At 75.7% G+C, this 23,745-nt stretch carries 23 protein-coding genes and 1 pseudogene; 13 read left to right on the top strand and 11 right to left on the bottom strand.

The window, feature by feature from the left end; all coding sequences use genetic code 11:
- Positions 1 to 31: 31 nt before the first annotated feature.
- From Q1A09_RS14515 to Q1A09_RS14500, 4 genes are read left to right on the top strand one after another with little or no spacing between them, the layout of a single operon-like run.
- Positions 32 to 601 carry a TetR family transcriptional regulator gene (locus tag Q1A09_RS14515; RefSeq protein WP_299956098.1) on the top strand — a complete coding sequence of 190 codons (570 nt, stop codon included), beginning with the start codon at positions 32 to 34 and terminating at the stop codon, positions 599 to 601.
- A 12-nt stretch (positions 602 to 613) separates the two neighbouring features.
- On the top strand, positions 614 to 1,354 hold the full coding sequence (locus tag Q1A09_RS14510) for an ABC transporter ATP-binding protein (RefSeq protein WP_299956097.1): 741 nt from the start codon (positions 614 to 616) through the stop codon (positions 1,352 to 1,354).
- Positions 1,351 to 2,037 carry an ABC transporter ATP-binding protein gene (locus Q1A09_RS14505; protein WP_299956095.1) on the top strand — a complete coding sequence of 229 codons (687 nt, stop codon included), beginning with the start codon at positions 1,351 to 1,353 and terminating at the stop codon, positions 2,035 to 2,037. Before Q1A09_RS14510 ends, Q1A09_RS14505 begins: the two co-directional genes overlap by 4 nt.
- Positions 2,034 to 4,664: an ABC transporter permease gene (locus Q1A09_RS14500; protein WP_299956093.1), complete on the top strand. Its 2,631-nt coding sequence runs from the start codon at positions 2,034 to 2,036 to the stop codon at positions 4,662 to 4,664. The genes Q1A09_RS14505 and Q1A09_RS14500 overlap by 4 nt, the downstream gene beginning before the upstream one ends.
- 70 nt (positions 4,665 to 4,734) lie before the next feature.
- Here Q1A09_RS14500 and Q1A09_RS14495 read toward each other — a convergent pair whose 3' ends face one another.
- Positions 4,735 to 5,571, bottom strand: coding sequence for a thioesterase family protein (locus Q1A09_RS14495; protein WP_299956091.1), 837 nt, complete (start codon positions 5,569 to 5,571; stop codon positions 4,735 to 4,737).
- A gap of 27 nt (positions 5,572 to 5,598) precedes the next feature.
- Between Q1A09_RS14495 and Q1A09_RS14490 the strand changes: the two genes are divergently transcribed.
- From Q1A09_RS14490 to Q1A09_RS14480, 3 genes are all read left to right on the top strand, one after another.
- Positions 5,599 to 6,567, top strand: coding sequence for an aldo/keto reductase (locus tag Q1A09_RS14490; RefSeq protein ID WP_299956090.1), 969 nt, complete (start codon positions 5,599 to 5,601; stop codon positions 6,565 to 6,567).
- Positions 6,568 to 6,767: 200 nt separating this feature from the next.
- The gene (locus Q1A09_RS14485) at positions 6,768 to 8,159 is read left to right on the top strand and encodes a hemolysin family protein (protein ID WP_299956088.1); all 1,392 of its coding nucleotides are present in this window, start codon (positions 6,768 to 6,770) and stop codon (positions 8,157 to 8,159) included.
- Positions 8,156 to 9,196 carry a CNNM domain-containing protein gene (locus tag Q1A09_RS14480; protein ID WP_299956086.1) on the top strand — a complete coding sequence of 347 codons (1,041 nt, stop codon included), beginning with the start codon at positions 8,156 to 8,158 and terminating at the stop codon, positions 9,194 to 9,196. Before Q1A09_RS14485 ends, Q1A09_RS14480 begins: the two co-directional genes overlap by 4 nt.
- A gap of 40 nt (positions 9,197 to 9,236) precedes the next feature.
- Here the strand turns inward: Q1A09_RS14480 and thpR are convergent, their stop codons facing one another.
- The 5 genes from thpR to Q1A09_RS14455 form a co-directional block, all read right to left on the bottom strand.
- On the bottom strand, positions 9,237 to 9,800 hold the full coding sequence (gene thpR / locus Q1A09_RS14475) for an RNA 2',3'-cyclic phosphodiesterase (RefSeq protein ID WP_299956315.1): 564 nt from the start codon (positions 9,798 to 9,800) through the stop codon (positions 9,237 to 9,239).
- On the bottom strand, positions 9,797 to 10,378 hold the full coding sequence (locus Q1A09_RS14470) for a hypothetical protein (protein WP_299956084.1): 582 nt from the start codon (positions 10,376 to 10,378) through the stop codon (positions 9,797 to 9,799). The genes thpR and Q1A09_RS14470 overlap by 4 nt, the downstream gene beginning before the upstream one ends.
- A gap of 58 nt (positions 10,379 to 10,436) precedes the next feature.
- Positions 10,437 to 11,816, bottom strand: coding sequence for an MFS transporter (locus Q1A09_RS14465; protein ID WP_299956081.1), 1,380 nt, complete (start codon positions 11,814 to 11,816; stop codon positions 10,437 to 10,439).
- Positions 11,813 to 12,247, bottom strand: a complete 435-nt coding sequence (locus Q1A09_RS14460) for a MarR family winged helix-turn-helix transcriptional regulator (RefSeq protein WP_299956079.1) — start codon at positions 12,245 to 12,247, stop codon at positions 11,813 to 11,815. The genes Q1A09_RS14465 and Q1A09_RS14460 overlap by 4 nt, the downstream gene beginning before the upstream one ends.
- Positions 12,248 to 12,394: 147 nt before the next feature.
- The gene (locus tag Q1A09_RS14455) at positions 12,395 to 13,957 is read right to left on the bottom strand and encodes an NCS2 family permease (protein WP_299956077.1); all 1,563 of its coding nucleotides are present in this window, start codon (positions 13,955 to 13,957) and stop codon (positions 12,395 to 12,397) included.
- 165 nt (positions 13,958 to 14,122) lie between these two features.
- Between Q1A09_RS14455 and Q1A09_RS14450 the strand changes: the two genes are divergently transcribed.
- Positions 14,123 to 14,332: a DUF2530 domain-containing protein gene (locus tag Q1A09_RS14450; protein WP_299956075.1), complete on the top strand. Its 210-nt coding sequence runs from the start codon at positions 14,123 to 14,125 to the stop codon at positions 14,330 to 14,332.
- A gap of 9 nt (positions 14,333 to 14,341) precedes the next feature.
- Here Q1A09_RS14450 and Q1A09_RS14445 read toward each other — a convergent pair whose 3' ends face one another.
- The gene (locus Q1A09_RS14445) at positions 14,342 to 15,160 is read right to left on the bottom strand and encodes a DUF3027 domain-containing protein (protein ID WP_299956073.1); all 819 of its coding nucleotides are present in this window, start codon (positions 15,158 to 15,160) and stop codon (positions 14,342 to 14,344) included.
- A 163-nt stretch (positions 15,161 to 15,323) separates the two neighbouring features.
- On the opposite strand from Q1A09_RS14445, the gene Q1A09_RS14440 reads away from it, so the two are divergent.
- Positions 15,324 to 16,961 (top strand): MFS transporter, encoded by a 1,638-nt coding sequence (locus Q1A09_RS14440; RefSeq protein WP_299956071.1) that lies wholly within the window; start codon positions 15,324 to 15,326, stop codon positions 16,959 to 16,961.
- 1 nt (position 16,962) lies between these two features.
- Positions 16,963 to 17,478 (top strand): DUF2771 family protein, encoded by a 516-nt coding sequence (locus tag Q1A09_RS14435; RefSeq protein ID WP_299956069.1) that lies wholly within the window; start codon positions 16,963 to 16,965, stop codon positions 17,476 to 17,478.
- Positions 17,479 to 17,683: 205 nt separating this feature from the next.
- On the opposite strand, the pseudogene Q1A09_RS14430 reads toward Q1A09_RS14435, so the two are convergent.
- Positions 17,684 to 17,875, bottom strand: a pseudogene (locus Q1A09_RS14430) (cold-shock protein); the annotation flags it as partial.
- Positions 17,876 to 18,032: 157 nt separating this feature from the next.
- Between Q1A09_RS14430 and Q1A09_RS14425 the strand changes: the two are divergent.
- Both Q1A09_RS14425 and Q1A09_RS14420 read left to right on the top strand, forming a co-directional pair.
- Positions 18,033 to 18,401, top strand: coding sequence for a YidH family protein (locus tag Q1A09_RS14425; RefSeq protein ID WP_299956068.1), 369 nt, complete (start codon positions 18,033 to 18,035; stop codon positions 18,399 to 18,401).
- Positions 18,398 to 18,742, top strand: coding sequence for a DUF202 domain-containing protein (locus tag Q1A09_RS14420; RefSeq protein WP_299956066.1), 345 nt, complete (start codon positions 18,398 to 18,400; stop codon positions 18,740 to 18,742). The genes Q1A09_RS14425 and Q1A09_RS14420 overlap by 4 nt, the downstream gene beginning before the upstream one ends.
- Before the next feature lie 50 nt (positions 18,743 to 18,792).
- On the opposite strand, the gene Q1A09_RS14415 is transcribed toward Q1A09_RS14420, so the two are convergent.
- The 3 genes from Q1A09_RS14415 to Q1A09_RS14405 form a co-directional block, all read right to left on the bottom strand.
- Positions 18,793 to 20,448 carry an AMP-binding protein gene (locus Q1A09_RS14415; protein WP_299956064.1) on the bottom strand — a complete coding sequence of 552 codons (1,656 nt, stop codon included), beginning with the start codon at positions 20,446 to 20,448 and terminating at the stop codon, positions 18,793 to 18,795.
- Positions 20,445 to 20,666 (bottom strand): hypothetical protein, encoded by a 222-nt coding sequence (locus Q1A09_RS14410; RefSeq protein ID WP_299956062.1) that lies wholly within the window; start codon positions 20,664 to 20,666, stop codon positions 20,445 to 20,447. Before Q1A09_RS14410 ends, Q1A09_RS14415 begins: the two co-directional genes overlap by 4 nt.
- A 113-nt stretch (positions 20,667 to 20,779) precedes the next feature.
- Positions 20,780 to 21,289 carry a hypothetical protein gene (locus tag Q1A09_RS14405; RefSeq protein ID WP_299956060.1) on the bottom strand — a complete coding sequence of 170 codons (510 nt, stop codon included), beginning with the start codon at positions 21,287 to 21,289 and terminating at the stop codon, positions 20,780 to 20,782.
- A gap of 66 nt (positions 21,290 to 21,355) precedes the next feature.
- Here Q1A09_RS14405 and Q1A09_RS14400 point away from each other — a divergent pair, with 66 nt between their 5' ends.
- Entirely contained in the window at positions 21,356 to 23,614 is a 2,259-nt protein-coding gene (locus Q1A09_RS14400) for a helicase C-terminal domain-containing protein (RefSeq protein WP_299956058.1), read from the top strand.
- Positions 23,615 to 23,745 lie beyond the last annotated feature (131 nt).

Below are 23,745 nucleotides of genomic sequence, written 5' to 3'. Positions count from 1 at the left end.
GCGGCCCGGCAACCCCGACACCCGGGACGCGGTGCTCGCCGCCGCGCGCGCCGCCTTCGCCGAGCGTGGCTTCGACGGCGCCTCGATCCGGGTGATCGCCACCGCCGCCGGCGTCGACCCCGCCCTGGTGCACCACTACTTCGGCAGCAAGGACAAGCTGTTCCTCGCCGCGATCGAGGCACCGGCCGACCCGGAGGAGCTGCTGCCCGAACTGCTCGCCGGCGGGCCAGCGGACCTCGGCGCCCGCGTCGTCCAGCTGCTGCTGGAGGTGTGGGACGGCCCGGGGCGGTCCGCCGGGCTCGCCCTGGTGCGCTCCGCGGTGACGAACGAGTGGACCGCCCGGCTGCTGCGGGAGTTCCTGGTCTCCCAGGTGCTGCGCCGGGTGGTCGGCACGCTGGGCCTCCCTGCCGCCGAGGCGGAGGCACGCGGCTCGCTGGTCGCCTCGCAGCTGATCGGGGTGGTGATGGCCCGCTACGTGCTGCGCGTCGAGCCGCTCGCCTCGGCGACCGCCGACGAGCTCGTCGCGGCCGTCGGGCCCACCGTCCAGCGCTATCTGACCGGGGACGTGGACCTCCCGGGCGTGGTTGCGCCCAGCACCTAGGCTCTCGCCTCGATGAGCACCGACGACGGCTTCCACTTCGCGGCCGACCCGCTGGCCGACCCGTTGTTCAGCACCCCCGAAGCGCCGGCCGCGGTCTGCCGGGGCGTGCGCAAGACCTACCGGACGGCGACCGAGTCGGTGACCGCCCTGGACGACGTCACGGTCGCCATCCCCCGCGCCCAGGTGACCGTGGTGGTGGGCCCGTCGGGCTCGGGGAAGTCCTCGCTGCTGCGGCTGCTGGCCTGCATCGACTCCCCCGACGACGGGGAGGTGCTCATCGCCGGGCAGCGGGTCGACCGGCTCGGCGCCCGGGCCCGGCGGAAGCTGCGCCAGCGCCAGGTCGCCTACCTGTTCCAGCGGCCCGGGGAGAACCTGCTGCCCTACCTGGACGCCGTGGCCCAGATCCGGCTCGCCGCCGCACTGCGCGGAGCACCGGCCACCGAGGACGACGCCCTGGAGCTGCTGGGCCGCCTCGGCCTGCGCGAGCGCGCCGACCACCACCCCGCCCAGCTCTCCGGTGGTGAGCAGCAGCGGCTGGCCGTGGCCTGCGGCGTGGTCGGCAACCCCGCGTTGGTGGTCGCCGACGAGCCGACCGCCGAGCTGGACACCGCCGCCGCCGAGCGGGTGCTGGTCGCGATGGAGGACCTCGCCGCCGCCGGCGTCGGCTTCGTCATCTCCTCCCACGACCCGCGGGTGATGGCGATCGCCGACGGGTTCGTGCGGCTGGACCACGGCCGGCTGGTCGCGGCATGAGCCCCCGGCTGCAGCCGGCCGGCGGCTTCGCCGCCACCGGCCTGGTCAAGCGGTTCGCCCGCGGCGCGGAGACGGTGACCGCGCTGGCCGGGGTGGACCTGCGGGTGGACGCCGGGGAGTTCGTGGCCCTGGTCGGGCCCTCGGGCTCGGGCAAGAGCACCCTGCTGGCGCTGCTGTGCGGCTGGGAGACCGCCGACGAGGGCCGGCTGGAGCAGCTGGGACCGCTGGCCGGGCGCCCACCGGCCGACCTGGGCTGGCGCGAACTCGCCCTGGTGCCGCAGGCGCTCGGGCTGGTTGCCGACCTCAGCCTGGCCGACAACGTGCTGCTGCCCGCCCGGCTGCGCGGCACCACCGCCGACGCCGAGCCCCGCGCCCGGGCGCTGCTGACCGACTTCGGCATCGACCACCTGGCCGACCGCTACCCGCACCAGGCCTCCCTCGGTGAGCAGCAGCGGGTCGCCGTCGCCCGGGCACTGCTGCTGCGCCCGGCGGTGCTGCTGGCCGACGAGCCCACCGCCCACCAGGACCGCGGCCACGCCGACCGGCTGCTGGACGCGGTCACCGACGCCGCCCGGGAGGGCTCGGCGGTGCTGATCGCCACCCACGACGAGATCGCCTGGGCCCGCGCCGACCGGGTGCTCTCCATGCGCGACGGCGTGCTCACCGACGGGCCACCCGCGTGAGCCGCCCGCCGCTCTGGCGCCTGGCGCCCTGGACCCGGGCACCGCTGCTCGGCCTGCGCCAGCCCGCCGCCGTGCTGGCCGTGCTGGTGACCTCGGCGATCCTGGCCTGCGCGGTCGCCTCCGCCCCACTGTTCCTCTCCTCCGCCCGCTCGGCTGCCCTGCAGCAGCAGCTCGCCCCGCAGTGCGCCGAGGCCGGCTGGCTGCAGACGGGCCTGTGGACCCTGCAGTTCGACCAGAACGGGGACCCGTCGGCAACGCCGGCCACCGCGGCCACCGACGAGGCCCTGGCCGCCGCCTGGCGCGAGCAGGGTCGGGACAGCCGGCCGGTGCTGGTGGCAGGCGGCGGCGGGGTCACCACGGCCGCCGGTGAGCCCGCGTCCATCGGCGTGACGCTCTTCCACCGGCCGGCCGCGCTCGAGCACGTCGACGTCGTGGCGGAGCGTCCGGGCGCCGGCATCTGGCTGCCCGCCGACTACGCCGACGGGGCCGGCATCGCGCTGGGTGACCGGATCGCCGTCGCCGGCGTCCCGGTCGACGTGGTCGGCCTGTACACGGCGCTCTACAGCGTCGACCCCGGGGCCTTCTGGTGCGACTACCGCCAGCTGTACGCGAACGACACCAGCGCGAACGTCCCGCCGCCGGCGCTCGCCCTGACCACCGACCCCGCCGTCTTCTACGAACTGAGCCCCGGCATGGGCGGGGTCGACCAGCTCGCCGAGGTGCCCCTCGACCGGGACGAGCTCTCGATCTCCGAGGCCCGTGGCCTGATCGACACCCAGGCCACGGCCCAGCGGACGGCCACCGGCCTGGACCCCGAAGACCGGTTCGCCGCGGTCAACGTGCGCCTCGGCGAGGCGGCCGACCGCGCGTCGCTGATCGAGCGCGGACTACGTGGCCCGGTCATCCCGGTCGCCGTCGCCGGGGCGTTGCTCGCGCTGGTCCTGGTCGCCGCGGCCGGCAGCTTCTGGGCCGACCGGCGGGCCACCGAGGTGCGGCTGCTGGCCGCCCGCGGGGTCGGGCCCGTGCCGCTGGCCGGCAAGGCCGCGCTCGAGCTCGGGCTGCCGGCGCTGGCCGGGGCCGCCCTGGGCTGGGCGGCCTCCCGGCTGCTGATCGCCGGCCTGGGCCCGGCCGACGACCTCGACCGGTCGGCGACCACGGCCGCGGGCTGGGCCGGGGTGGCTGCTTTCGTCGTCGGCCTGGGCGCGGCGGCCGCCGTCGCCGGGCTCCGTGCGCGGGGCACGGCCGAACGGCCGCTGGGCGCCGCACCCCGCTGGCCGGCGAAGGTGCCCTGGGAGGTGACACTGCTGGTCGCGGCCGCGTGGTGCTGGGTGCTGCTGGAGAGCCGGGAGGCGGTGGTCAGCGACGCCGGCGTCGCACAGGTCAACGGGCTGCTCGTGGCGTTCCCGCTGCTGGCGGTCGCCGGCGCCGCGGCGCTGCTGGCCCGGCTGGTCACGGCGCTGCTGCCCCGGCTCCGCCGCTGGGCCGGCCGCCGCTCCCCCGCCGTCTTCCTCGCCGTCAACCGGCTCACCGCCGCCCGCCTGGCCACCGCGACGCTGCTGGTCGCGGTGACCCTGCCGGTCGCCGTGCTCGGCTACACGGCCACGCTGACCGCCAGTTCCCAGGCCACCCTGGACGCGAAGGTGGGAGTGCAGGTCGGTGCCGCGCGCGCCCTCACGTCGGTGTCCCGGATCGACGCGGTGCCCGGAGTCGATCCGATCGGCACGTTCGTCGTCCGGTACGACGGCGACGTCGTCGACGCCGAGGGCGACCGCGTCGACGTCCAGGTGCTGGCCGTCGACCCCGGCACCTTCGCCGGAACGGCGTTCTGGGACGACTCCTTCGCCGATGCGTCCCTCACCGACCTGATGGCCGCACTGCAGGGTCCCGAGGTCGACGGCCGGGTCCCGGTCGTGGTCCAGGGGGTGCCGCTGGGTGACCCGGAACTGCGGCTGGGCAGCACGCCGCTGTCCGCCGAGGTGGTCGCGCAGGCCCGGGTACTGCCGGGTCGGCGCACCGTCGACCCGATGGTCCTGGTCGCCGCCGACCGGGTGCCCGCCATCGACCGCACCGCCGGCTCGAACCGGCAGTCGGAGGTCTGGACCAACGGGCCGCTCGCCCCGGCGGTCGATGCGCTCGTCGACGCCGGTGGCCTGCCCGGTCGGGAGATCACCCCGGCGGTCGTGCTCAACACCGCCAACTTCCTGGGGATCACCTGGACGTTCGGCTACCTGTCGGCGCTGGCGGTGTTCGTCGGCGTGATCGCCGTCGGCGGGCTGCTGCTGTACCTGGAGGCCCGCTCACGCACCCGGGTCGCCGGCTACGTGATGGCCCGTCGGCTCGGGCTCACCCGCGCCGCACACCTGCGCTCGCTGTTGGTCGAGCTGATCGGGGTGGCGGTCGCCGGCGTGCTGCTGGGCGGGGTGCTGGCGGCGGGTGCGGTGGCGCTGGTCTACCGGCGGCTGGACGTCGACCAGGTCCGCCCGCCCACGCCGCTGCTGGACGTGCCCTGGCCGGCGCTGGCGCTCAGCGCGGTCGTCGTCCTGCTCGTCGCCGGGCTCGCCGCGCTCTACGCCCAGCGGGCCGCCGACCGCGCCGACCCGGCCACGGTCCTCCGCCAGGAGGCCTGAAGAAGGACCCCCTCGCCCCCCACGCCTCGCACGCTCGGCGCGGGCCCCTGCGAGGGGGCCGTTCCATCCGCTATCTGGGGGCGCGGGCGAGTTGGCGGCTCTGCGCGACGAGCCGGCCGGTGGAGTCCCAGATCCGGTAGTCCTCGTCGATCCAGCCGCCGGCGATCTCGCTCGCCCGCGCCTCGACCAGGCACCAGCCCGGCGCCGGCAGGGCGCGGACGAGCACCTGCAGCTGGACCGTCGGCGCCCAGCCGAACAGCCCGATCGCCCAGGGCGTCGGCGGCAGCGCGTCGGCGAAGGTGACCAGCGCCAGCGGGTCGGGCTCGCGGTCGTCGGCGAAGCGCACCCACGCCCGCAGCACCGGCTCCTCCCCCGGCTGCCCGAGCGCCCAGCCCGCGGTCTGCGGGTCCAGCCGGGTCTCCACCCGCCGGGTGAGGCCGGGGACCGACACCGAGGACGGCGCCAGGTGCGCGTTCTCCGCGATGGAGAAGCAGTCGGCCAGCGGGGTGGCGGCCGGCATCGGCGAGGAGAACGCCGGCTCGTCGGCGGTCAGGGTCGCCGTCGTCGCCTGGACGCTGACCGCCGGCCCGGTGGCGTCGGAGAGCAGCACGGTGGAGTGGGCCAGTGTCCGCCCCGCCGGGCCGGGGGTGACCGTCAGCGACGCCGGGCCGGCCGCGGCGGCGCGCAGATAGCTGGCCGAGAGCGCGACCGGGTGCGCGTGCGGGGACTCCAGGACAGCGGCCCGGGCGACCACCGAGAGCAGGTAGCCCCCGTTGAGGATGCCGCCGCCGACGTCCCAGCCCGGGTCGAGGGTCGCGGACAGGCCACCGCCCTCGCTGCGGGTGACGGCGGTGGCGACGTCGAAGGCGGAGTCGGACGCCGGGGCAGGCGGATCGGTCTGCGGCACGGCGGCCAGGGTGCCAGGCTCGGGCGCATGGACCAGACCCACCTCGGCCGCAGCGGCCTGTCCGTCTCCCGCCTCTGCCTGGGCACGATGAACTTCGGCTGGAAGACCGACGAGGCCGACAGCCACGCGATCATGGACCGGGCGCACGCCGAGGGCGTGAACTTCTTCGACACCGCCAACGTCTACGGCTTCGACGCCGGCAAGGGCCGCACCGAGGAGGTGCTGGGCAGCTGGTTCGCCCAGGGCGAGGGCCGGCGGGAGCGCACCGTGCTGGCCACCAAGGTCTACGGCGGCATGTCCGACTGGCCCAACGACACGTTCCTGTCCGCCCGCAACCTGGTGCGCGCCTGCGACGCCTCACTGCGCCGGCTGCAGACCGACTGGATCGACCTGTACCAGTTCCACCACAGCGACCCGGCCACGCCCTGGGACGAGATCTGGCAGGCCTGCGAGACGCTCGTGGCCCAGGGCAAGGTGCTCTACGTCGGGTCGTCCAACCACGCCGGCTGGCAGCTGGCCACCGCCCAGGCGACCGCTCGCGCGCGGCACTTCACCGGCCTGGTCAGCGAGCAGTCGATCTACAACCTGCTGACCCGGGACATCGAGCTGGAGGTCATCCCCTCCGCCGAGCACCACGGCATCGGCATCCTGCCCTGGAGCCCGCTGCAGGGCGGCCTGCTGGCCGGCGTACTGGCCAAGACCGAGGGCGGGCGGCGCAGCTCCGAGCAGGTGCAGCAGGCGGTGCAGGAGCACCGGCCGGCGTTGCAGGCCTACGAGGACGCCTGCGCCGAGTGGGGTCTGGCCCCCGCGGACGTCGGCCTCGCCTGGCTGCTCTCCCGCCCGGCCGTCACCGCGCCGATCGTCGGGCCCCGGACCATGGAGCAGTTCACCGGTTCGCTGGCGGCCACCGGGATCACCCTGGACCGGGCGCAGCTGGACCGGCTCGACGAGCTCTTCCCGGGCAAGGAGCCGGCGCCGATGGACTACGCCTGGTGAGCGGACCGCCGTCGCCGACGGCTGACCCGGTCGGGTGATCCGGCCCGCACCGCCGCCGGCGGGGGAACCGTCGGCGGGCCCGGACCGTTGGCCGAGTCCACGGGACCGGGAGTCCAGGTCCCCCACCGACAGAGAGACATGAGCGAACACCACATAGCCCAGGCCCCGTACCGCTGCCCCACTGAGGCGGTGCGGGGCCGGTGACGACGCTCCTCTCCCTCGGCACGGGTGTGCTGGTGGTCCTGCTGATCACGGCGGTCACCGGGTACTTCGTCGCCCAGGAGTTCGCCTACATGGCGGTCGACCGCTCCCGGGTCGGCGCCGCCGCGGCGGCCGGCGACGCGGCCGCGGAGCGCACCCTGGCGATCACCCGCCGCACCTCGTTCATGCTCTCCGGCGCGCAGCTCGGCATCACCGTGACCGGGCTGCTGGTCGGCTACGTGGCCGAGCCGCTGATCGGTGACTCCCTCGGCGAGCTGCTCGGCGGCACCGGTGTGCCGACCGCGGTGGCCATGGGCGCCGGCGCCGTCCTGGCGCTGCTGTTCTCCACCCTGGTGCAGATGCTGTTCGGCGAGCTGTTCCCCAAGAACCTCGCCATCGCCCGCTCCGAGCCGGTCGCCCGGTGGCTGTCCCGGTCCACGGCGCTGTACCTGGCGCTGTTCGGCTGGCTGATCTGGGTGTTCGACCAGGCGTCGAACCTGCTGCTGCGCGCGCTGAGGATCGAGCCGGTGCACGACGTCGAGCACGCGGCGACCGCGCAGGACCTCGAGCACATCGTCGAGGACTCCCGGGAGAGCGGTGACCTGCCGGCCGAGCTGTCGATGATGCTCGACCGGATCCTCGACTTCCCGCGGCGGGACGTCGACCACGCGATGGTGCCGCGGTCCCGGGTCGCCACCGTCCCCGAGACGACCACCCTCGGCGAGCTCCGGCAGCTGATGGCGCACGGGCACTCCCGCTACCCGGTGCTCGCTGCCGGCAGCGAGGACGTCGTCGGCGTCGTCCAGCTGGCCGACCTGCTGCGCACCGGCCAGCCCGACACCGCCCCGGTGACCGCCATCGCCCGTCCGCCGCTGGTGGTCTCGTCGCTGGCCGCGCTGCCCGACGCACTGCGCCAGCTCAGCGAGGCCGGGCAGCAGCTCGCCTGCGTGATCGACGAGTACGGCGGCTTCACCGGCGTGCTCACCCTGGAGGACCTCGCCGAGGAGCTGGTCGGTGAGATCACCGACGAGCACGACCCGGCCGACCCGACCTACGAGCCGGTGGCCGACGACGGGGTCTGGGAGATGGCCGGCGACGTGCACGTCGACGAGGTCGAGCGGTCCCTGTCCATCGACCTGCCGCGCGGCGACCACGAGACCGTCGCCGGCCTGGTCATCGCCGCCCACGGCGACCTGCCCGACGTCGGCACGGTGCTCGACGTCGAGCTGCCGGCCGACCCGGCCGACCTGGTGCACGACGACGCGCCCGCCCGCCGGCTGCTGCGGGTCACCGTCCTGGCCGTCGACCGGCACGTCCCCTCCCGGCTGCGGCTGGAGCTCCCGGGCACCGACCGGGCCACTGACCGCGCCGACGAGGAGGCCTCCCGATGACCGACGACCCGATCGTCGTCCTGGCCGCGACCGTGGCCATCGTGGGGCTCAGCGCCTTCTTCGTGGCCGTGGAGTTCGCGCTGATGGCGGCCAAGCGCCACCGGCTGGAGGACGCCGCGGCGAGCAGCCGCTCGGCCCGTGCCGCGCTGCGCAGCTCCTCGGAGCTGACCCTGCTGCTGGCCGGCTCGCAGCTGGGCATCACCGTCTGCACCCTCGCGCTCGGTGCGATCACCAAGCCGGCCGTGCACCACTGGCTCACCCCGCTCTTCGAGGGCTGGGGGCTGCCCGCGGTCGCCGCCGACGTGGTGGGCTTCGTGCTGGCGCTGGTGATCGTCACCTTCATCCACCTGGTCGTCGGGGAGATGGCGCCCAAGTCGTGGGCCATCGCGCACCCCGAGCGGTCGGCCACCCTGCTCGCGCTGCCGATGCGCGGCTTCCTGGTGCTCACCCGGCCGCTGCTGCGGGCCCTCAACGCCGCCGCCAACGCCCTGGTGCGCCGGGTGGGGGTGGAGCCGGCCGACCAGGTCGCGGTCGGGTCGACCCCGGAGGCCCTGCGGCACCTGGTCGAGCACTCGGCGAACGTCGGCGCGCTGGACGCCCGCTACTCGGCGCAGATCGCCGGCGTGCTGGAGCTGGAGCAGCTGACCGTCCGCGAGCTGCTCACCCCGGACGTGCCGCTGACCGGCGTCCCGGCCGCGGCGACCGTCGAGCAGGTGCGCGCGGCCACCCGCACCTCCGGCCACCTCCGGGTGCTGCTCGGGGTCGGGGCGGGTGAGCGGCCGGCCGCGGTGGTGCACGTCCGGGACACGCTGACCGCACCGGGGAGCGCCGCCGCCGCCGACTTCGCCCGGCCGGTCTTCGCCCTGACGGCCGACACCACGGTGCACGCGGCGCTGGCCGCCATGCGGGAGACCCGCAACCACCTCGCCGTCGTCACCGACGACGACGAGGTGCTGGGGGTCATCACCCTGTCCGACGTGCTGCGCCGGCTCTTCCCGCAGGCCACGGCCACACCCCCGGCCACGGCTCCGGCCTGAGCCGTCGGTGCCCCGCCCGGTGCCACCGCACCGGGCGGGGTCAGCCGACCGTCCAGGCGGTGACCCGCTCGTAGCGCGGCTCGGGCCCGAGGTGGCTACGCCACAGGACCACCTCGGGCACCGGCCACCCCGGCCCCCGGTACCCGGCCAGCCGCTCGGGCAGGTCGCCGTCGGCCGGCTGGCCGGGCCGCCACCGGCCGAGGGTGAGGTGCGCCCGGAACGGGCGGTCCTCCACCGGCAGGCCCAGCCCGCGCGCGGCGCCGGTCAGCCGGCCGGCCAGCGCGGTCAGCTCCGGGACGTCACCGGCCAGCCCGGCCCAGCAGACCGCCGGACGACGGCGGGACCCGAACCTGCCGGCGCCGGACAGCTGCAGCGACATCGCGGGAGCAGCGGCCACCGCGGGCGCGACGGCGGTGACCAGCGGCTCGAGCCGGTCGGCGGGCACCTCGCCGAGGAAGAGCAGGGTCAGGTGCCACCGCGCGGACGGCGTCCAGCGCGGGGCGCCGGGCGCGGAGCGCAGCGGCGCGAGCGCGCGGTCGAGGTGGGCCACCGCCGTCGCGGGTGGGTCGACGGCGAGGAAGAGCCGGCCGGCCGATCCGCTCAGCCGGTCACCAGTCCGGCGGCCTCCAGCTCGCCGAGCAGCCGCAGCCGCTCGAACTCCCGGGCGCCCTCCGGGGTGTCCAGCAGGCGGTGCGGCACCTGCAGCAGGTCGGCCGCCTCGACCAGCACGTCGTCGTAGGCGGCGAGCAGACCGCGCCGGCGGGCCATCGGCATGCCACCGGGCACGGTGGTCAGCTCCCGGGTGAGCCTCCGCAGGTCGGCCGCCACGAGCTGGAGCGGACGCCGGACGGCGGGGGTGACGGCCCGCTGCTGACCGGTGCCGGGTGCCCGGCGTCCGGCGGGGTGGTGCCCGGCGGCCGGACGGCGGCGGGGCGGGGCGAGGCCCGGGCCGGGCGGCGTGGCCTCCATGAACCGGGTCGCCGGCGCGGCCGGCGGGCGGGGCGGCCGGTCGGCCTGCTCGCGGGCCCGCCGCTGGGCGGCCACGTCGTGCTGACGCTGGCCGGTGAAGACGCGCAGCAGCCAGACGAGCACGGCGACCCCTGCGGCGACCATGGCGATGATCACGGCGAGGTGCAGCGAGCTCGTGGTGAGGTCTGCGGCGACCGACCCTGCGGAGGGCACGGGCTGACGGTACGTCTGTCAGCGCCGTGTGACAACGCGAACGCTGTCTGCGACCACGTCAGCGGACCGGGTCGCGCGTCGTCTGCTCCCCGGGTACTGCCCCGTCCGCGGCCTCCACGAGACCCGCGACCTCGGCCGGCGGTCGGGCGGGAGCCACGTGCAGGTGCGCGCTGGGCGGGACGACGTGCAGCTCCAGGCGCACCCGGCGCCCCCGGGAGAGCACCGCACCCGCGGCTGCCGCGACGACGACGCAGACGATCCCGCCGCCGATCAGGCCCCACGGCGCGCCGAACCGCTCGGAGACCCAGCCGATCAGCGGCGCGCCCACCGGCGTCCCGCCCATGAAGGCCATGAAGTACAGCGCCAGCACCCGGCCGCGCATCTGCGGCTCGACGCCCAGCTGGACGAAGCTGTTGCAGGCCACGCTGAACACCAGGGCGGCGGCGCCGGTCGGGACGAGCAGCGCGGCGAACGCGATGTAGTGCCCCATCAGGCCGCTGACCACCAGCAGCAGTCCGAAGGCGACGGCGGAGACGATCAGGAACCGCTGCAGCGGCCGGGCGCTGCGGCGGGTCGACAGCAGGGCACCGGACAGCGAGCCGACCGCGTAGGCGGTGGACAGCAGGCCGAAGGCGCCGGCGCCCAGGCCGAAGACCTCCTTGGCCATCAGCGCGATGGTGATCTGGGAGTTGAAGCCGAAGGTGCCCACGGTGAAGGCCAGCACCATCGCCAGGATCAGGTCGGGGTGCCGGCGGGTGTAGGCCAGCGTCTCCCGCAGCTGCCCGCGGGAGCGGGCCACCGGCGTGCTGCGGTCGAGCTCCCCGACCCGCATGAACGCCAGCGCCGCGATGGTGGTCGCGAAGCTCGCGGCGTTGACCAGGAACGCCGGGGCGGTGTCGCCGCCGGAGACCGCGATCAGCGCACCGGCCACCGCCGGCCCGATCAGCCGGGCCCCGTTGAACACCGTGGAGTTCAGGCTGACCGCGTTGGCCAGCAGCCCGGGGCCGACCATCTCCGAGACGAAGGACTGCCGCACCGGGGTGTCGAGGGAGGAGACGACGCCCAGGCCCAGCGCCAGCAGGTAGACGTGCCAGAGCGCGATCGAGTCGGCGGCCACCATCAGCCCGAGCCCGAGCGCCAGCACGCCCATCACCGCCTGGGTGAGCATCAGCACCCGGCGCTTGTCGTACCGGTCGGCCAGCACACCGCCGTAGAAGCTGAACAGCAGGGTGGGCCCGAACTGCAGTGCGGTGGTGATGCCGAGCGCGACGCCGCTGTCCCCGGACAGCTGGAGCACCAGCCAGTCCTGCCCGATGCGCTGCATCCACGTCCCGGTCTGGCTGACCAGGTTGGCCGAGACGTACAGCCGGAAGTTGCGCACGCGCAGCGCCCGGAACATGCCGGCGCGCGGGGTGGGGTCAGCAGCCGTCGAGGTCACCCACTGGCGAGCTTGTCCATGATCACCGCGGCCTGGCGCAGCACCTCGCGTTCCTCCGCGGTCAGCTCCTGGAGGTGGCCGGACAGCCAGGCCTCCCGGGCGCGGACCTCCTCGGTCATGAGCTCCTCGGCGGCCTGGGTCAGCTCGATGACCACCTGGCGCCCGTCGGTCGGGTGCGGCGTCCGGGTGACCAGGCCCTTGGCCTCCAGCGCGACGACCACCCGGGTCATCGACGGCGGCTGCACCCGCTCGTGCGCCGCCAGCTCCCCCGGGCTCATCGGCCCGTGCCGCTTCAGCGTCGACAGCGCAGCCAGGTGGGTGAGGGTCACCGAGGTGTCCACCCGCTGGTTGCGCAGCCGCCGGGAGAAGCGCATCACGGCCAACCGCAGGTCGTGGGCGAGCGCCGCGGTGTCCAGCGTCGTCCGTGCCACGTGTTCCACCTTAACCGTAGAAAGGAAGCATGACTAACGACCTGCCCCGTCCGGGGGCCCGCCCCGAGCGAGGCGACGTACTGGAACGGCCCCCCTTCAGGGGCCCGCCCCGAGCCTGCGAGAGGTGGGGGGAAAGGGGGTCCTTCCTCAGAGCAGCTGCTGGATCGGCTCGAGCGCGAAGTAGACGACGAACACCGCGGCCACGATCCACATCAGCGGGTGCACGTCCCGGCGGCGGCCGACCGCCAGCCGGAGCAGCACGAAGCTGACCACGCCGGCACCGATGCCGTTGGTGATCGAGTAGGTGAACGGCATCAGCGCGATGGTGAGGAAGGCCGGGATGACCAGCGACATGTCGTCCCAGGCCAGGTCCCGGATCTGGCTGATCAGCATGGCGCCGACGATCACCAGCACCGGCGCGGCGGCCTCGGAGGGCACGACCTGCACCAGCGGGGTGAAGAAGGCCGCGACCAGGAACACCACACCGGTGACGACGCTGGCCAGCCCGGTGCGGGCACCGTCGCCGACCCCGGCCGCGCTCTCGATGTAGGTGGTGTTCGAGGAGATGCTGGAGGCACCACCGGCCGCGGCGGCCAGCGAGTCGACCAGCAGCACCGGCTGGGAGCGGGGCAGGTTGCGGTCCTCGTCCAGCAGGTCGCCCTCCGCGCCCACGGCGGTCACCGTGCCGACCGTGTCGAAGAAGTCGGCGATCATGATCGCGAAGACGATCAGCACGGCGGCAAGCACACCGATCCGGGAGAACCCGCCGAACAGCGAGAAGTCCCCGATCAGCGACAGGTCGGGCAGGCCGATCCAGTCGTCGGGCCACGAGGGCACCTGCAGCGCCCAGCCGCGCGGGTTCGCCTCACTCCCGTCGGCGCCGGTGCGCGGCCCGACCTGCGCGATCGCCTCCACCACGATGGCGAACAGCGTGGTGACGACGATGCCGATGAGCAGCCCGCCCTTTACCCGCCGGACGACGAGCACGCTGGTGACCAGCAGGCCGACGACGAAGGTGAGCAGCGGCCAACCGGCCAGCTGACCGCCCACGCCGAAGCTGATCAGCGGCGAGCCCGGCCGGATCACCCCGGCGTCGGCCAGGCCGATGATGGTGAGGAAGAAGCCGATGCCGACGGCGATGGAGATCTTCAGCTGCGCGGGGATCGCCTCGAACACCGCCCGGCGGAACCCGGTGAGCACCAGCACCGTGATGAGCAGGCCCTCCAGCACGACCAGGCCCATGATCTCCGGCCAGGTGAGCTCGGTGGCCGCGTAGACCGCGACGATCGCGTTGATGCCCAGCCCGGCCGCCAGCGCGAACGGGTAGCGCCCGATGACGCCCATCGCGATGGTGAGCGCACCGGCCACGAAGGCGGTGACGGCGGCGACGGAGGCGAAGGGCAGCGTGTTCCCGTCGATGTCCGCGCCGGACAGGATGATCGGGTTCAGCACCACGATGTAGGCCATCGTGAAGAAGGTGGTCAGCCCACCGCGGACCTCGCGCCCGAAGGTGGAGCGCCGCGCGGTGACCTCGAAGTACCGGTCCACCCCGTTCTTCGGCCGGACCTGCGGCCCGGCGCTGCGCCGCGGGCCGGTGACGACCTCGGCGGGGACGCCGGCGTCGGCCGGGGCCGGCGCGGTGCCGGTGGCTGCGGTCGCCCCCGTGCCACCGGTGACCTTGCGGGCACGGTTGCGGGACTTGTCGGGCATGGGTGACCCCCGGGGGACGGCGACCGGCACGGCCCCGGTGCATGTCGGCACACCGGCGGACCGCCCGGCGCAGCTGACATCGAGCGGCGACAGCGTGCCACACGCGCCGGGCCGGGTCGTTCCACCCGCGTTCCGTTCCGGTTGCGCCGGCCCTAGGGTCGGGGCGTGCCCGCGCCCACCCGCCCCTCTCCCCCGCCGCTGCAGGTCGACACCACCCGGGTCGTGCTGGCCGGGACGGCGCTGTGGGCCATCGCGCTGGTCGTGCTGCTGGTCCTGGGCGACCGCGTCGACCCGGTGTGGACCTGGACCTGCGTCGCCGGCGTCGTCCTGCCCTTTCTCGGCCTGGCCCTCATGCGCTGGCAGGGCCAGCGCTGAGCCCTGCGCTCAGAGGACGTCGAAGTCCGCGGTGTCGTAGCGCGCGGTCGGGGTGAACTCGGCAGGCTCGCCGTCGGTGCGCTCGAGGCTGGCCTGGCTGTGCGCGCCGCAGCCGTAGTCGGCGGCCACCACGTGCCCGTCGGCCGGGGCGAAGGCGTTGCTGCAGGCCCCCAGCGACAGGCGCAGCGAGCCCGCCAGCGGCAGGAAGAACCCGCAGGTCGCACAGGGGCCGGGCGCGTGCCGGGCCATCGACGAGCGCGGACCGAAGTCGCCCTCCCGCCAGCGCGCAGCCGCCTCGTTGCGCCCCTCCGGCGACAGCACCCGCTCGCGGCCGATGCCCAGCTCCTCGGCGACGACCCGGCCGGCCGGGTCGTCGGCGGAGTCGTCGTCGGCCAGGTAGGCCGGCACCAGGCGCGGGTCGTCCTCGGTGGAGGGCAGCACGTCGCCGACCGAGAGGTCACCGGGGCGCAGCCGCTCGCTCCAGGGCACCCAGGCCGGGGCGAGCAGCGCGGAGTCGCCCGGGAGGAGCACGACCTCGTCGAGGGTGGGGGCGGCGTCACCGGGCACCACGGCCAGGGTCACCGCCCAGTGCCAGCCGACGTAGCCGGGCAGCGTGGCGGCGAAGGAGTGGGTGCGGACCGCACCCAGCTCGGGGGCCTCGTCGAGACCGATCAGCTCGGGGCTCACCCCCAGGTGGTCGCCCACGGCGGCGGCATCCCCGGCGACCTCGACGGCGGCAGCACGGGCCTGCTCGACGGCGGCGGCCAGCACCTCGTCCGGAGCGGGGCCAGGGGCAGCGGCGTACTCGGAGTCGGACACGCCCCCCATTGTCACCGATGGCGCCACCCCGGCACGGCCGGCGTCACCGGGACGGCGGTTCGTCCCGGTGACCGCGGCCGGGGTGAGCCGACGGGCACGGACAGCTGGCGCCCGTCCCCCGCCGGCGCCGAGGGCGACGGACCGGCACAGGCAGCTGCGGCACCATGGGCTCGTGTCCGACTCCCCCGCCCCGCGCGCCCGCCGGCGGCTGCGCGCCGCACGCCGGGCTCCGGAACACGGCGTGGACACCTCACCGATGGGCGTGCGCCGGCAGCAGACCCGGCCGCTGCCGGTCGCCGCGAGCCAGCCGCCCGGCGACGACACCCCCACCGCCGCCCGCCCGGTGGCCGCCGCACAGCCCACCGCCGCACAGCCCACCGCCGGACAGCCCACCGCCGCGCAGCCCCCGGTGGCGGCCGGCCCCACCCTCGCGGCGACGACGCCGGCACCCGGAGCCCACCCGCCGTCCGGCCCGGCCGCGCCCGGTCCCCGCGGACCGAAGGTGACCGTCACCCGGGTCGCCGCCGCACGCACCCGGGAGCTGGGCGGCGCCGCCGTCCGCCGGGTGCGGGCCGCCGGCCGGGCCGACGGCGCCGGCGACAGCGGGCTGTCCGGGCTGGTCTGGGTCAACGCCCTGCACGTGGCCGGCGACGCGATGATCGCCGTCTCGCTGGCCGGCACGCTCTTCTTCGCCGCCGCGGCCGACGCCCAGCGCAGCAACGTGGCGCTGTACCTGCTGGTCACGATGGCGCCGTTCGCGCTGGTCGCGCCGGTGATCGGACCGGCGCTGGACCGGCTGCAGCGGGGCCGGCGCTGGGCGCTGAGCGGCAGCCTCGCCGCGCGGGCCGTGCTGGCGCTGCTGATGGCCGCCCACCACGACGACCTGGCGCTCTACCCGGCCGCGCTCGGGGTGCTGGTGCTGAGCAAGGGCTTCAACGTGCTGCGCGCCGCGGTCGTCCCCCGGGTGCTGCCCGGGCCGATGTCGCTGACGTCGGCCAACGCCCGGCTGTCGGTGTTCGGGCTGGCCGCCGGCGGGGTGCTCGGGGCCGTCGGCGCGGGGATCGCGGCGCTGCTCGGCTTCGGCTGGGAGCTCGGCGCCACCGCCGTGGTGTTCACCGTGGCCGCGGTGCTCGCCGTCCGGCTCCCCTCCCACGTCGACGTCCCGGCCGGCGAGGAGGCAGCCGACGTGCTGCGCACCGCGCCGATCGAGCTGCCCGGACGGCGCCGGGCCACCACCCCGCACGTGGTGACCGCGCTGCGCGCCACCGCGGCGCTGCGCGGGCTGGGCGGCTTCCTCACCATCTTCTCCGCGTTCCTGGTGCAGGCCACCGTGGACGACGGCTGGGCGGCCACCGTCGCGCTCGGCTCGATCGCCGTGGCGGCCGGGGCCGGCAGCTTCCTGGGCACCGCGGCCGGGTCGCGGCTGCACACCACCAGCCCGGACAAGGTGGTGCTGGCCGCGGCCGGGGTGGCCGCCGCGATCACCGTGCTGGCCGCCTTCACCTTCAGCCTGCCGATGGCCGCGCTGGTCGCCGGGGTCGCCGCGATCGCCAACGGCCTGGGCAAGTCCGCCCTCGACGCGATCATCCAGCGCGAGGTGCCCGACCGGCTGCGGGCCTCGGCGTTCGCCCGGTCCGAGACCTGGCTGCAGCTGGCCTGGGTGGTCGGCGGCGCGCTCGGGGTCGCCCTGCCCACCATCGGCTGGCTGGGCTTCACCGTGGCCGCGGCGCTGCTGGTGCTCGCGATCGGCCTCACCCTCTGGAGCCTGCGCACCCGCCGGACCGTCCGCACCATCGATCGGGAGGCATGACGTGAGCACGGCAGGACGGGCGTCGACGGGGGCCGCGCTGCTGGCCGGGCTGGCGCTGCTGGGCGGCTGCGGGGACTCCGGGACGGGCAGCCGGGAGACCGTCGCCCCCTCGATCACCGTGCAGGCCGGCGGCGACCCGATCACCGCCGACCCCACCCAGTACTGCCTGGGCGGGGAGGGCCAGCGCTACCAGACCTCGCCGCCGATCCTGGAGGTCGCGCCGGACACCACGGTCGTGCTGCAGGTGCCCGACGCGGTGGCCGACTCCGGCTGGGAGGTCCAGGTGTTCGACGAGGACCTCCAGGAGCGGATCGGTGAGGTTGACGTCGAGGCGGGCACCACCGTCCTCGACGAGATCTCCACCTCCGACGTCGTCCCGGCGACGTTCTACCTGGTGGTCGTGCAGGACTCCGACGCCGACGCGTGCGAGGGGCTGTCCGGCGCGTGGCCGGTCGGCTTCATCCGCACCGCCGCCGGGCCGATCGAGAGCACCACCGAGGCGCCCCCGGCCGGCTGACGGCGGCCAGCCCTCAGGCGTCCAGGTCGGCGGCGACGGCGCGCAGCACCGTGGCCACCTTGCGGGCGTGCTGCGCGTCCGGGCGCCGGCCGTGCCGGAGGCCCTCCGACACGTCGTCCAGCAGCTTGATCAGGTCCTCGACGATCGGCACCAGCTCGTCGGGCTTCTTGCGGGTGGCGGCGACCGCGGACGGCAGCGGGTCGAGCACCCGCACCTGCAGCGCCTGGTCTCCGCGGCGCCCCTGGACGATGCCGAACTCGACCCGCTGGCCGGGCTTGAGCTCGGTGGTGCCGGCGGGCAGCGCGTCCTTGTGCACGAACACGTCCGGTCCACCGTCGTGGGCCAGGAAACCGAAGCCCTTCTCCGGGTTGAACCACTTCACCTTGCCGCTGGGCACGTCGATCCCTCAGTCACTCGTCGCCGGCCCCGGGCCGTCGTGGCCGGGGCGTGCGCAGCCGGTCCTCGGCCGCTCGCTCCCCAGGCTAGCCCGGGGACCGACCGCACCGGGCGGGCTTTCCGGGAGCCCCGGACGACGGGGACCTACGCTGACCGCCGTGTCGACCCCGTCCGGCTCCCCGGCCCCGCCGCCGCACCCGGACTACCGGTTCAGCCTGGCCAACGAGCGGACCCTGCTGGCCTGGCTGCGCACCGGCCTGGCCCTGGTCGCCGGCGGCGTGGCGATGACCCAGTTCGCCCCGCGGCTGGGCTTCGCCGGCGGCGGGGAGGCCGTCTCGGTGGCGCTGCTGGTGGCCGGGCTGGTGACCGCGCTGGCCGGGCACCGCCGGTACACCCGCAACGAGCGGGCCATCGCCGCCGACCAGCCGCTGCCACCGGGCGTCGCCGCCCGCTGGGTCACCGCGCTGGTCGCGGTGCTGGTGGTGGTGCTGCTGGTGCTGGTCGTGGTGGACATCGTCCGCGGGTGACCGGCAGCCCACCGCCCCGGGACGCCGGGGAGACCCAGCCGGACCGCACCGCGCTGTCCTGGCAGCGCACCGGGCTGAGCATGCTGCTGGTCGCCGGGCTGCTGACCCGCAGCGCGGCCGTGCACGACGACCTGCGGCTGGTCGTCCCGGCCGCGGTGACCGCGATCGCCGCGCTGGCCCTGCTGGGGACGGTGACGCCCCGGCGCCAGCGGGACGGCCAGGCCGCGGCCGGAACCGGTGGTGACGCCCGGGCACCCCGCACCGCGGCCCTGGCCACCGGGCTGGTGGTGCTGGCCGCCCTCTGCGGCCTGGTGACCGACCTCGTCGTCCGGCACGGCTGAGCCCCCGGCCGTCGGGCCCGGCTCAGGCGAAGGGGCTCAGGCGAAGGGGCTCAGGCGAAGCGGGAGGCGGCCGCCTCCTGCAGCCCCAGCTCCTCGATGGACACCTCGCGCATCTCGACCTTGCGGACCTTGCCGGTGACCGTCATCGGGAAGCCGTCGACGAGCTTGAGGTACCGCGGCACCTTGTAGTGGGCGAGCCGGCCGGTGCAGAACTCCCGCAGCGCGGCCACGGTGAGCGGCTCGGCGCCCTCGCGCAGCTGGACCCAGGCCATCAGCTCCTCCCCGTACCGCACGTCCGGGACGCCGATCACCTGGGCGTCCACGACGTCGGGGTGGGTGTAGAGGAACTCCTCGATCTCCCGGGGGTACACGTTCTCCCCGCCGCGGATGACCATGTCCTTGATCCGGCCGACGATGTTCAGGTAGCCGTGGGCGTCCATCACCGCCAGGTCGCCGGTGTGCATCCAGCGGGCGGCGTCGAGCACCTCGGCGGTCTTCTCCGGCTCGTCCCAGTAGCCGAGCATCACCGAGTAGCCGCGGGTGCAGAACTCACCCGGGGTGCCACGCGGCACGGTGAGACCGGTCCGCGGGTCGACGACCTTGACCTCCAGGTGCGGGTGCACCCGGCCGACCGTCGAGGTGCGGCGCACCAGGTCGTCGTCCGCACCGGTCTGGGTGGAGACCGGGGAGGTCTCGGTCATGCCGTAGCAGATGGTCACCTCGGTCATGCCCATCTCCTCGACCACCCGCTTCATCACCTCCACCGGGCACGGCGAGCCGGCCATGATCCCGGTGCGCAGGCTGGATAGGTCGTAGGAGGCGAAGTCGGGCAGGCCCAGCTCGGCGATGAACATCGTGGGGACGCCGTAGAGGGAGGTGCACCGCTCCTCCTGCACCGCGCGCAGGGTGGCAGCCGGGTCGAAGCCGGGCGCCGGGATCACCATCGTCGCGCCGTGCGAGGTGCAGCCCAGGTTGCCCATCCCCATGCCGAAGCAGTGGTAGTACGGCACCGGGATGCAGACCCGGTCGGCCTCGGTGTAGCCGCAGCCCTCGCCCACGAAGAACCCGTTGTTGAGCAGGTTGTGGTGGGTGAGCGTGGCGCCCTTGGGGAAGCCCGTCGTCCCGGAGGTGTACTGGATGTTGACCGGGTCGTCCGGGGAGAGCTGGGCGGCCCGCTCCGCGAGCTGCCCGCGGTCCGCGGCGCGGCCGGCGGTCATCAGCTGGTCCCACGCCGGGTCGCCGAGGAAGAGCACCTCGCGCAGGTCGGGGCAGTCGGCGCGCACCTGCTCGACCATCGCCCGGTAGTCGCTGCCCTTGAACTCCGGCGCGGCGACCAGCACCGAGACGCCGGCCTGGCGCAGCACGTAGGCCAGCTCGTGGGTGCGGTAGGCCGGGTTGATCGTGACCAGGACGGCGCCGAGCTTCGCCGTCCCGTACTGCACGAAGACCCACTCGGCGCAGTTGGGCGCCCAGATGCCGACCCGGTCGCCCCTGGCCACGCCGAGGGCGTCGAGCCCCAGGGCGCAGGCGTCGACGTCGGCGACCAGCTCGGGGTAGGTCCAGCGGCGGCCCGAGGCGCACTCCACCAGCGCCTCGTGGTCGCCCACCCGCGCTGCCGTCCGGTCGAGGTCGTCCCCGATCGTGTCGCCCAGCAGGGGCACCGTGGAGGTGCCGCTGCTGTAGGACGGCAGCGCGGGAGGTGTCACCTGCCCTCGCCCGCCATCAGGCCGGCCCGGTTGGGCTTGTCCTGCGGGTGGGCGTAACGCAGCCGCTCCGGCGGGAGCGGGAAGGCGTGGTCCTCACCGAACGGCGAGAGCCCACCGGCCATCTCGCTGATCAGCTCGGTGACCGGCGGGCCGTCGCCCTCCGACGTCCCCCAGGTCGGCTCGACCAGGTGGGCGTGCTTCTCCTTGCGCTTGGACATGACGCCTCCATCTGCGTGCGGGGCCCGGGTCAGCTCCCCGGGTGCCTCCCCGTCATCTTCCCGTGCCGGGCCGCCCGCACGCACGCCGCGGGTCCCCGTGTCGCTGGGAGGGGTCAGTGCCGGCGGGCGACCCGGGCGCCGTAGACCGTGCCGGCGCCGTCGGCGGTGAGCACCCACTCGGCCGGCGAGACCTCGGCGTAGCGCACCTCGCCGCCGTCCAGCCGCTGCACCGCCCGGGTCCGCCAGACCGCGGTGGACTGCAGCCGCAGCGGCAGCGGCTCGTCCTCCGGCCCGTCCGGCTCGACCTGCAGCACCGCCGGCCCGGCGATCCGCAGCCGGCCCGACCTCCACGGCACCCGGGCCAGCGCGGCGGCCCACCGGCGGGTGCGCAGCAGCGAGCCGAGCCCGGCGAGCGCGGCCGCCAGCCCACCGACCACCAGGGCGACGACCAGCAGCCCGCCGCCGGGCAGCCGGGAGCCGCCGTCCTCGGCGATCCGGACGACGGCGGCGCCCAGCACGAACCCCAGGACGACGGCCAGCAGTCCGCCGCCCAGCCAGCGCAGCCCGCCGGCGCGGAGGGCGGCCAGGTCGGTGCGGGTCTGCGGGTCGTCGAGGGCGGGCACCCCGGGATGGTGACAGAGCCCGGCCGCCGAGGCGGTCGCACCGGGGCGCGACGTAGCGTGGAGCGGATGTCTCCGGACCAGCCCGCCACGCTCGCCGCCTGGCTGCGCACCCGCACCGACGAGCAGCTGGGTGGCCTCCTGGTGGCCCGGCCCGACGTCGCGCGCCCCGCCCCCTCCGACGTCGTGGGCCTGGCCACCCGGCTGGCGGTGCCGGTCTCGGTCGACCGCGCACTCGACGAGCTGGACGCCGCCACGCTGCAGGTGCTCGACGCGGTGCTGCTCTCCCCCACTGACGGCGTGCCGCGCGACGAGCTGCCCGGACTGCTGCCCGACGTACCGGCCGAGGTGGTCGACGCCGCGGTCGGGACGCTGACGACCCGGGCGCTGCTGTGGGGCGACGCCGACCTGCACGCCCCCGAGCCGGTGCGCCGCGCCGTCCGCTACCCGGCCGGTCTCGGCCGGCGGGCGGTCGACCTGCGGGTGCCGCTGCCCGGGGACGTGCCCGGCACCCTCAGCGGGCTCGACCCCGAGGAGCGCGGCGTGCTCGAGCGGCTGAGCGCCGACCGGCCGGTCGGCCACCTGCCCGACAGCACCGGCGGCGCGCTCACCCCGGCCCGCCGGCTGCTGCAGGCCGGGCTGCTGGCCCGGATCGACGCGGTGAACGTCGAGCTGCCGCGGGAGATCGGGCTGGCGCTGCGCGGCGACCGCCCGCTCGGCCCACCACGGCTGCGCCCGGAACCGGAGATCACCCGGCGCGACCCGGCGGTCGTGGACCGGCAGGCCGCCGGCGCCGCGCTGGAGGTCATCGGCCGGGTCACCGACGTGCTCACCGCGCTGGAGGAGGAGCCGGCCGGGCTGCTGCGCAGCGGCGGGCTCGGCGTGCGCGACCAGAAGCGGCTGGCCAAGGAGCTCAAGATCGGCGAGGGCGACGTCGCCTTCCTGGTCGAGCTGGCGCACGCCGCCGGTCTGCTGGACGTCGGCGGTGCCCAGCGCGACGAGTGGCTGCCCACCCGCGGCTACGACGCCTGGCGCGAGCAGGACCTGCCCGACCGCTGGGCGGTGCTGGCCGAGGGCTGGCTGACCAGCGTCCGGCTCATCTCGCTGGTGGGCCAGCGCGACGTGGCGGGCAAGGCGGTGAACGTGCTGTCCCCCGACACCGTCCGGCAGACCGCGCCGGCGCTGCGCCGCTCGGCGCTGGCGGTGCTGGCCGAGTTCCCGCCCGGGGAGGGGCTCACCTCCCCCGAGCTGGTCACCCTGCTCCGCTGGCGGACGCCGCGCCGGGCCGACCGGCTCTCCCCGGTGCCCGACCTGCTGGCCGAGGCCGGGCGGCTGGGCATCGCCGTGGGCGGGGTGCTGAGCACGGGTGGCCGAGGGCTGCTCACCGGCGGGGAGGACGCCGCCGGCGACGGCATGCGCGGCCTGCTGCCCGAGCCGGTCGACCACGTGCTCGCCCAGCCCGACCTGTCCCTGATCGCGCCCGGCCCGCTGGTCGCCGAGCTGGCCGGCACGCTCGCCGTCGTCGCCGACGTGGAGTCCTCCGGCGGGGCGACGGTCTACCGGGTGTCCGACGGCAGCATCCGCCGCGCGCTGGACGCCGGCTGGTCGGCCGCCGACCTGCACGACTTCTTCACCCGCGCCTCCCGCACCCCGGTGCCGCAGGCGCTGGAGTACCTGGTCGACGACGTCGCCCGCCAGCACGGCCGGCTGCGGGTCGGCGCGATCGAGTGCTACGTGCGCTCCGACGACCACGGGCTGGTCTCCCAGGTGCTCAGCGACCGGCGCACCGCGAACGCCGAGCTGCGCCGGCTCGCCCCCGGCGTGCTGGTCAGCGGGCTGCCGGCCGACGAGGTGCTCTCGGTGCTGCGCACCGCGGGCTACGCCCCGGCCGGGGAGTCCTCCGGCGGCACGGTGCTCACCCGCCCGAAGGCACCCTCGCGTGCCGCCGGCCGGCGCCCCGGCAGCACGGCGCCGTCCGGGCCGCGGCGGATGGCCCCCGAGGACGTGGCGGCGACCGTCCGGGAGATCCGGGCCGGGGACGCGGCGCTCGCCGCCCGGCGCACCGAGCCGGTGCGGCAGGTGCCCGGGGTGACCACCGCCAGCACCCTGGAGCTGCTGTCTCGCGCGGTCCGCGAGGGGCTGCCGATCTGGCTGGGCTACATCGACGCCCAGGGCAGCGGCAGCCAGCGGGTGGTGCAGCCGGTCTCGCTGGTCGGCGGTTTCCTGCAGGGGTTCGACGAGGGGCGCGGGGAGAGCCGCACCTTCGCCGTCCACCGGATCACCTCGGTCGCGCTGGTCGAGTCGGAGGACACACCCGCGCCGTCCTGATCTCTGTTCCCTCGGTCGGGGAACTCCGGGATGATCACGGACCCGCCCGCTGTTGCGCGGAACAGTTGATGCATGCAACGGCCTGCGACCGGGCAGAGGGTCCCGGACGTCCGCTGGCCGGCATGCCTGGT

The sequence above is a fragment of the uncultured Modestobacter sp. genome (assembly GCF_947486615.1).
GTDB lineage: Bacteria > Actinomycetota > Actinomycetes > Mycobacteriales > Geodermatophilaceae > Modestobacter.
Note: the sequence above shows the minus strand (reverse complement) of the source record. Positions and strands in the feature narration are given on the sequence as shown.

What these genes read in the sequence shown, in the direction of transcription:
- Q1A09_RS14400 (WP_299956058.1), top strand. Translation starts at nt 21,356, where the DNA reads ATGTCTCCGGACCAGCCCGCCACGCTCGCCGCCTGGCTGCGCACCCGC.
- Q1A09_RS14480 (WP_299956086.1), top strand. Translation starts at nt 8,156, where the DNA reads ATGACCGACGACCCGATCGTCGTCCTGGCCGCGACCGTGGCCATCGTG.
- Q1A09_RS14490 (WP_299956090.1), top strand. Translation starts at nt 5,599, where the DNA reads ATGGACCAGACCCACCTCGGCCGCAGCGGCCTGTCCGTCTCCCGCCTC.
- Q1A09_RS14455 (WP_299956077.1), bottom strand. Translation starts at nt 13,957, where the DNA reads ATGCCCGACAAGTCCCGCAACCGTGCCCGCAAGGTCACCGGTGGCACG.
- Q1A09_RS14410 (WP_299956062.1), bottom strand. Translation starts at nt 20,666, where the DNA reads ATGTCCAAGCGCAAGGAGAAGCACGCCCACCTGGTCGAGCCGACCTGG.
- Q1A09_RS14445 (WP_299956073.1), bottom strand. Translation starts at nt 15,160, where the DNA reads ATGGGGGGCGTGTCCGACTCCGAGTACGCCGCTGCCCCTGGCCCCGCT.
- Q1A09_RS14505 (WP_299956095.1), top strand. Translation starts at nt 1,351, where the DNA reads ATGAGCCCCCGGCTGCAGCCGGCCGGCGGCTTCGCCGCCACCGGCCTG.
- Q1A09_RS14510 (WP_299956097.1), top strand. Translation starts at nt 614, where the DNA reads ATGAGCACCGACGACGGCTTCCACTTCGCGGCCGACCCGCTGGCCGAC.